Genomic DNA, 5,256 nt, shown 5'->3' with positions numbered 1-5,256 from the left:
GGGGTGGGCGTGGCCTCGGGGACGGGGGTGTCGCCGCGCAGGGCCTCTCCCCTGCCCGCCTCTTCCCGAACCGGGGGCTCCGCCTTCGGGCCTCCGGCCGTGTCGAAGGCCGGGCGGGCGTGGTGCCAGGGAGCGTCGCTGCTTCCGGGATTCGGCTCTGCCGTCCCCGTCCCCGTCCCCGTCCCCGTCCCCGACACGTTCGGTCCTGCCTGTTCCCGTGCCCCGGCCCCGGCCGTCCCCGGCTTCGCCGCCTCGCGCTGCTGGCTGGCCGAGCCCTGGGACGCGCTGCGGGTACGGCGCGGGGTTTGGGGAGGTGTGGGCTCGGTAGCCGGTGCTGCCGTCTCCGGCTGCTGGCCGGCCGAGCCCTCGCTCACGCTGCGGGCACGGCGTACCGGACGCTCGCCCGCCGCGCGCGGGGTGCGGGCCGGGCGGGACGGGGCGGGCGGGAGCTGGCCCTTGAGGGGGCCCCATTCATTCGGGTCGGGGACGCCGGGCGGCAGCATCGTGCGCCGCTTCGGTCCGCCGTGCTCCGACTCGCCCGGCTCCTTCGCGCCCGGCCAGGCCTTCGCGACGCGTGCCGCCAGCACGAAGTCCTTGCGCAGCGGGTGGCCCTCGAAGCCCTCGGGCAGCAGCAGCGGGACCAGGTGCGGGTGGCCCTCGAAGCCGATACCGAACATCTCGTGTGTCTCGCGCTCGTGCCAGGCGGCGCCCGCGTAGATGTCGATGGCGGTGGGAAGGACCGCCGCCTCGTGCGGAACGGTCGTACGGATCAGGAGCCGACGGACCTTGCCCTCGGCCAGGGAGGCGACGTGGACGCAGACCCGGAAGCCGGTGCCCGGTTCGTCGACAGCGCTCAGCCAGTCGAAATAGGTGCACCCCAGCCGGTCGCGGGCCGTTTCGAGAGCGGCGATCCAGGAGGAGGCCGGTACGTCGACGGTCAGCAGGTCGTAGGCGTACTCGGCCGTCGCGTCCTCGCCGAAGAGCTCGGCCGCGGCGTCCGGAAGCCGGTCGTAGCTTTCCCTGTCATGGCTTTCGGTACCGGTCACTTCTGCCCCTCCCCCCGTGTGGACGGGGCGGCGACCAGGCCGCTGCGCAGTGCGGCGGTGGAAGGACGGCTGCCGCCACCCGTCGCGTACCGCTCACCCAGCGACTCGCGGGCGATCTTCTCCTGCAGCTTGAGGATGCCCTGGAGGAGCGCCTCGGGCCGGGGCGGGCAGCCGGGAACATAGACATCGACCGGAATGATCTGGTCGACGCCCTTCGTCACGGAGTACGAGTCCCAGTACGGGCCGCCGCAGTTGGAGCAGGCGCCGAAGGAGATGACGTACTTGGGCTCGGGCATCTGCTCGTACAGCCGCTTCACGGCCGGAGCCATCTTGTCCGTCACCGTGCCGGAAACGATCATGAGGTCGGCCTGACGCGGGCCGGGAGCGAACGGAATCACACCGAGCCGGATGAAGTCGTGCCGGGCCATGGAGGCGGCGATGAATTCGATCGCGCAGCAGGCGAGCCCGAAGTTGAAGACCCAGAGGCTGTAGCGGCGGCCCCAGTTCAGGACCACCTTCATCGGCTCGGGAGCCAGGCGCGACAGGACACCGAGCCGCTTGGGCTCCGGCAGGAACGTCGGAACGGGCTGCGGTTCGGACCCCACCTCGGGCGTCGGCCCCGGTCCCGATTGCACTGCGGGCCGGTGCTCGGGGGGCGGCGGGCTCGTCACGTCCATTCGAGGACGCCCTTCTTCCATGCGTAGAGCAGTCCTACGGCCAGGAAACCGAGGAAGATGAACATTTCCACCAGAGTCGTCGCCCCATATCCCGGTGCGGCAAATACGGTCGCCCACGGAAACAGGAAGATCGAGTCGACGGCGAAGATCACGTACAGGAAGGCATACACGTAATAACGGACCTGGGTATGTGCCCATCCTTCACCCACCGGGTCCACGCCGCACTCGTACGTCAGGAGCTTCTCCGGCGTGGGAACCACGGGTCGCAGCAGTCGGCCGGCGCCGAAGGCGACGGCGACGAACAGCACGCCGATCACAGCGAGCAGTCCGACCACTGAATAGCTGTGGAAGTAGTCCGACGCGAGAACGGTCGATTCCGCCACGTCCGCCCCTCGCTCCCTCAAACCTGTTCGACGATCTGTACGCACGGGAGTCTAGGCCCTGTTAAAGAGAGGGTAAGCAGTCGCATCGGACAACGGGTGGGGTTATCCCTACTTCACCCCACCCACGAGCCCCATGGCGTGCGCAGGCCTCGCCCGGCAGGCTGGGGCGTATGACCATGAGCCCCCTGGTGCCCGACAACGACCGGCCACCGCCCGCCCGCTTCGCCCTCGATCGGTGGACGTGGAAGGAGATCGCCCATCTCCTGGCCAACCTCCCCATGACCATCGCCGGGTTTGTTTACACAGTGTTCATGATCGGCATCGGCGTGGGGCTTGCGGTCACGGTGATCGGTCTGCCCCTGCTCGCCGCCGGACTGAACGGCGCGCGGCTGATCGGTAAGGCCGAGCGGGGCCGGGCGCGGGCAATGCTCGGGGTGCGGATCGACGAACCGAGCCCGATGGTTCTGTCCCGCCGGGAACAGGGGTTCTTCCCCTGGCTGTGGTCGAGCCTCACGGACCCGGTGGGCTGGCGGGCGGTGCTGTACTCCTTCATACGGCTGCCCTGGGGCGTACTCACCTTCAGCGTGACGCTCGTGAGCCTCTTCGTGCTGTGGCCGGTGCTCCCCTATATCGCGCGGCTCCTCACCCATGCCGACCGGGCGATGGTGCGCGGGCTGCTCTCGCCCTCCGACGAGCTGGAGCGCAGGATCGCCGAGCTGGAGTCGGACCGCGGGGTGGTCGTCGACACGGCCGCCGCCGACCTGCGCCGCATCGAGCGCGACCTGCACGACGGCGCACAGGCCCGGCTCGTCGCCCTCGCCATGGATCTGGGCCTGGCGAAGGAGAAGCTGACGGACGACCCCGAGGCCGCCGCCCGCATGGTCGACGAGGCCCACGGAGAGGTCAAGGTCGCCCTCCAGGAACTCCGCGACCTCGCCCGCGGCATCCACCCCGCCGTCCTCACCGACCGAGGCCTCGACGCCGCACTCTCCGCCATCGCCTCCCGCTGCACCGTCCCTGTGGCGGTGGGAGTGGATCTGCCGGCGCGTCCCGCGGAGGCGATCGAGGGAATCGCCTACTTCACGGTCTCGGAGCTGTTGCAGAACGTGAGCAAGCACAGCGCGGCACGTTCGGCGTCCGTCGAGGTGTGGCGGTCGGCGGACCGGCTGCTGATCCAGGTCACCGACGACGGGCAGGGCGGGGCCCGGATGGACGGCGGTACAGGCATGGCCGGGCTGGCCGAACGGCTGGGCGCCGTCGATGGGCTGTTCGTCCTCGACTCGCCGGTCGGCGGTCCCACGACGGTCACCGCGGAGCTGCCCTGGCGGGACCGGGAGAGGGAGCCGCACCGTACGGGGGCGGCCAAGCGCCCCTAGAGGCCCGGCGGCCCCAGAAGGCCGGCACACCCGGACACGGCGCCCCCAGACCCGGCACGCCTGGGCCCAGCCCCCTGAGCCCCCTGAGCCCCCTGGCAGGGTGGGGAAAACCCCCGGTCGAAGAGGGATACCGCCCTCATGGTGCGCCGACCCGCGACCCAGCACCCTTGATGTACCGGCCGGAACCCCGAAACCACCGGAGAAACCGGCTCCATGAGAAGAAACGGACTGCACCCATGGCCACGGCATACGGACCGGACACTCGGGACCACCAGCGGTCCGGAGCCGGTTTCGGGGGCCCTCCCCCGGTGAAGCACTTCTTCCCGGCCGCGCTGCGCGCGCCTTTCGAGGGCAGGACCTGGCGCGAGTTCGGCTATCTGCTGCTGAGCCTGCCGATCAGCGTGCTCCTGTTCAGCCTCTCGATCACCCTGACGACGCTGGGCATCGGCATGCTGATCACCTTCCTCGGGGTCCCGATCCTGGCCGGCGCGCTGGCCATGTGCCGCGGTTTCGGTGCGATGGAGCGGGCCCGGGCGCGCGGGCTGCTGAAGCTGGATGTGGCGGACCCGGCGCCGGTGCGCGGCAGGACCGGCGGCCTGCTGTCCTGGGTGGGCGCGGTCCTCAAGAGCGGGGTGTCCTGGCGGCATCTGCTCTACGCGCTGCTGCACCTCCCGTGGGCGATCTTCGCCTTCATCCTTTCGCTGACGCTCTGGGTGTACGGGTGGGCCGCCCTCACCTACCCCCTGTGGCACTGGATCTTCCCGACGTACGTGGGGGTCACCGGCCTTCAGCTGTACGGCGACGGCACCCATGACGTCTACCTCGACTCCCCCTTCGACCTGGCTGCGACCAGCGTGTGCGGCCTGATAGTCGTCCTCGTCACGCCGTGGATCATCCGTGGTCTGGCGGGCGTGGACCGGCTGATGGTGTCGGGGCTGCTCGGGCCGTCCCGGCTGGCGACACGCGTCTCCGAGCTGGAGTCGGACCGCGGGGTGGTCGTCGACACGGCCGCCGCCGACCTGCGCCGCATCGAGCGCGACCTGCACGACGGCGCACAGGCCCGGCTCGTCGCCCTCGCCATGGATCTGGGCCTGGCGAAGGAGAAGCTGACGAACGACCCCGAGGCCGCCGCCCGCATGGTCGACGAGGCCCACGGAGAGGTCAAGGTCGCCCTCCAAGAACTCCGCGACCTCGCCCGCGGCATCCACCCCGCCGTCCTCACCGACCGAGGCCTCGACGCCGCACTCTCCGCCATCGCCTCCCGCTGCACCGTCCCTGTGACGGTCGAAGTGGACCTGGCGTCCAGGCCCGCCCAGGCCATCGAGGGAATCGCCTACTTCACGGTCTCGGAGCTGTTGCAGAACGTGAGCAAGCATTCACGCGCGACCCGCGCATCGGTCGATGTGTGGCGGACGGCGGACCGGCTGATGCTCCAGGTCACGGACAACGGGCGCGGCGGCGCCGATGTGTCCTCGGGCAGCGGGCTGGCCGGGCTGACCGAGCGGCTGGACGCGGTGGACGGCGTACTCGTCGTGGATTCCCCGCAGGGCGGCCCGACCCGGGTCACGGCCGAGCTGCCGTGGCGCGGCTGAACACACCCGCACACACGGAGCCGTGACAGGAACCCCCCACCCCCACCGCTCCCCCTCGTCCCCGGCCGCCGGACCGGCTTGATTTCAAGCCGGTCCGGCGGGCCGGACCGGCGGCCAGCCCCAACAGGGGTGGTGGGGGGGAAAAACGCGGGGCCCCCCCCCCCGGGGGGGGGAAACCGACA

At 70.9% G+C, this 5,256-nt stretch carries 5 protein-coding genes; 2 read left to right on the top strand and 3 right to left on the bottom strand.

The features are described from left to right. The 3 genes from ACIPEK_RS18075 to ACIPEK_RS18065 form a co-directional block, all read right to left on the bottom strand. Nucleotides 1-1,046, bottom strand: a 1,046-nt coding sequence (locus ACIPEK_RS18075) for an NADH-quinone oxidoreductase subunit C (protein ID WP_401996937.1), incomplete at its 3' end; no start/stop codon positions are given. Beyond that, complete coding sequence (locus ACIPEK_RS18070) at nucleotides 1,043-1,723, bottom strand: NADH-quinone oxidoreductase subunit B (protein WP_401996934.1); 681 nt, start codon at nucleotides 1,721-1,723, stop codon at nucleotides 1,043-1,045. The genes ACIPEK_RS18075 and ACIPEK_RS18070, both read right to left, overlap by 4 nt. Continuing rightward, entirely contained in the window at nucleotides 1,714-2,106 is a 393-nt protein-coding gene (locus ACIPEK_RS18065; RefSeq protein ID WP_401996926.1) for an NADH-quinone oxidoreductase subunit A, read from the bottom strand. Before ACIPEK_RS18065 ends, ACIPEK_RS18070 begins: the two co-directional genes overlap by 10 nt. A 170-nt stretch (nucleotides 2,107-2,276) precedes the next feature. On the opposite strand from ACIPEK_RS18065, the gene ACIPEK_RS18060 reads away from it, so the two are divergent. Together ACIPEK_RS18060 and ACIPEK_RS18055 are read left to right on the top strand one after the other, a co-directional pair. Beyond that, complete coding sequence (locus tag ACIPEK_RS18060) at nucleotides 2,277-3,482, top strand: sensor histidine kinase (RefSeq protein WP_401996923.1); 1,206 nt, start codon at nucleotides 2,277-2,279, stop codon at nucleotides 3,480-3,482. Between the two features lie 236 nt (nucleotides 3,483-3,718). Continuing rightward, complete coding sequence (locus ACIPEK_RS18055; RefSeq protein ID WP_401996920.1) at nucleotides 3,719-5,074, top strand: sensor histidine kinase; 1,356 nt, start codon at nucleotides 3,719-3,721, stop codon at nucleotides 5,072-5,074. Nucleotides 5,075-5,256: the final 182 nt, after the last annotated feature.

The sequence above is a fragment of the Streptomyces sp. NPDC088246 genome, from assembly GCF_044741025.1.
Classification (GTDB): domain Bacteria; phylum Actinomycetota; class Actinomycetes; order Streptomycetales; family Streptomycetaceae; genus Streptomyces.
The sequence above is the reverse complement of the archived record's forward strand: the minus strand, read 5'-3'. Positions and strand labels throughout refer to the sequence as shown.

Bases quoted from the DNA above. Each gene is read 5' to 3' on its own strand.
- ACIPEK_RS18070 (WP_401996934.1), bottom strand. From the start codon at position 1,723: ATGGACGTGACGAGCCCGCCGCCCCCCGAGCACCGGCCCGCAGTGCAA.
- ACIPEK_RS18060 (WP_401996923.1), top strand. From the start codon at position 2,277: ATGACCATGAGCCCCCTGGTGCCCGACAACGACCGGCCACCGCCCGCC.
- ACIPEK_RS18055 (WP_401996920.1), top strand. From the start codon at position 3,719: ATGGCCACGGCATACGGACCGGACACTCGGGACCACCAGCGGTCCGGA.